Genomic DNA, 2,039 nt, shown 5'->3' with positions numbered 1-2,039 from the left:
GTCGGAGATGGGTATAAGAGACAGCCCCCTCGCCCCCGGGCGGCCAGCCGCAGCGTGCGGCGCGCCCCGGCCACCACGGCCGGATCCACGAAGCGGCCGTCCGGCAGCGCCAGCGCCCCCGCTCCCGTCTCGGCGGCCCGGACGACCTGCTCGGCCCGCTCCACCTCCCGCGCCGTCGGCCGGTAGGCCCGCTCGATCACCGCCAGCTGCCGCGGATGGACGGCCGCCCGGCCCAGGAAGCCCGCCGCCTTCCCCTCCGCGCACGACGCCGCGAGCCCCGCCAGGTCCCGGATGTCCGGGTAGACCGACTGCGGCGGGGGCGCCAGCCCCGCGGCCCGCGCCGCGAGCACGGCGCGCCCGCGCGCGTAGGCCAGCCCTCCGTCGCCCTCCGGCACCCCGAGGTCGGCCCGCAGGTCCGCCTCGCCCAGGGCGATGCCGCGCACGGCGCGGTGGCAGGTCGCGATCTCGTACGCCCGCTCGACGCCCAGCGCGCTCTCCAGCAGCGCGTACAGCGGTGCGGCCCCGGCCGACCAGCCGGCGACGCGGGCGATGTCCGCCGGGGACGTCACCTTCGGCAGCCGCAGCGCCGCCAGCCCCGGCAGCGGGGCGAGGGCGCGGACGTCGTCCTCGGCCAGCGGTCCGTCCAGCGCGTTGACGCGTACGTGTACCGGGACCGGTCCCGGGGACGGGTCCGCGAGGAGCTCGGCCGTCGCCGCCCGCGCGTACGCCTTGCGTTCCGGCGCGACCGCGTCCTCCAGGTCGACCAGTACCACGTCCGCGCCGGAGTGCAGGGCCTTGGCGACCACCTGCGGGCGGTCGCCCGGGGCGTACAGCCAGGTGAGCGGAGTGACCGTCACAGCGTGCCCTCCTCCCGGAGCGCTGCTATCTCGGCCTCCGAGAGGCCGAGCGCCGTCAGGATCTCGTCGGTGTCGGCGCCGTGCGCGCGGCCCGCCCATCTGATCGCGCCCGGTGTCTCGGAGAGCCGGAAGAGGACGTTCTGCATCCGCACCGTGCCCAGGTCGTCGTCCGGGACCTCAGTGATCGAACCGAGCGCGCGGTACTGCTCGTTCGCCATCACGTCCCGTACGTCGTACACCGGCGCCACCGCCGCCTGCGCCTCCTCGAAGGCGCGGACGACCTCCGCCTCGTCGTGCCGGGCGATCCACGCGCCGACCGCCTCGTCCAGCTCGTCCGCGTGCGCGGCGCGGCCCGCGCCCGTCGTGAACCAGGGCTCGGACACCAGCTCCGGGCGGCCCACCAGGCGCAGCACGCGCTCCGCGATCGACTGCGCCGAAGCGGACACCGCCAGCCAGCGGCCGTCCGCCGTGCGGTAGGTGTTGCGCGGCGCGTTGTTCGCCGAGCGGTTGCCGGTGCGGGGCTGGACATAGCCCAGCTGGTCGTACCAGATCGGCTGCGGGCCGAGCACCGTCAGCATCGGCTCGATGATCGCCATGTCCACCACCTGGCCCCTGCCGGTGCGGTCCCGGGCCGTCAGGGCCGTCATCACCGCGTATGCCGTGGAGAGCGCCGCGATCGAGTCCGCGAGGCCGAACGGCGGGAGGGTGGGCGGCCCGTCCGGCTCGCCCGTGACCGCCGCGAAGCCGCTCATCGCCTCGGCGAGGGTGCCGAAGCCGGGGCGGTGCGCGTACGGCCCCCGCTGTCCGAAGCCGGTGACCCGGGCCAGGACCAGGCGTGGATTGGCGGCCGAGAGCTCGTCCCAGCCCAGGCCCCACTTCTCCAGGGTGCCGGGGCGGAAGTTCTCGACGACCACGTCCGCTTCGGCGGCGAGCCTGAGCAGCACCTCGCGGCCGCCGGGGGTGGACAGATCGAGGGTGAGGGTGCGCTTGTTGCGGCCGAGCAGCTTCCACCACAGGCCGACCCCGTCCTTGCTGGGGCCGTGTCCCCGGGACGGGTCGGGCCTGCGCGGGTGCTCGACCTTGATGACCTCGGCGCCGAAGTCGCCGAGCAGCGTGGTGGCGAGCGGACCCGCGAAGAGGGTGGCCAGGTCGAGGACGCGGAGGGAGGAGAGGGGGGAGGAG

2 protein-coding genes are annotated in these 2,039 nt (G+C 75.8%); both read right to left on the bottom strand.

Annotation, left to right across the window (positions count from 1 at the left end):
* On the bottom strand, positions 1 to 857 hold an 857-nt coding region (locus G5C65_RS36140), incomplete at its 3' end, for an aldolase/citrate lyase family protein (protein WP_165303284.1).
* The coding region (locus tag G5C65_RS36135; protein WP_165303283.1) for a CaiB/BaiF CoA transferase family protein at positions 854 to 2,039 on the bottom strand (1,186 nt) is incomplete at its 5' end. The genes G5C65_RS36140 and G5C65_RS36135, both read right to left, overlap by 4 nt.

It is taken from the genome of Streptomyces boncukensis (genome assembly GCF_011045075.1).
In the GTDB taxonomy this organism is placed as follows: Bacteria; Actinomycetota; Actinomycetes; order Streptomycetales; family Streptomycetaceae; genus Streptomyces; species Streptomyces boncukensis.
The sequence above is the reverse complement of the archived record's forward strand: the minus strand, read 5'-3'. Positions and strand labels throughout refer to the sequence as shown.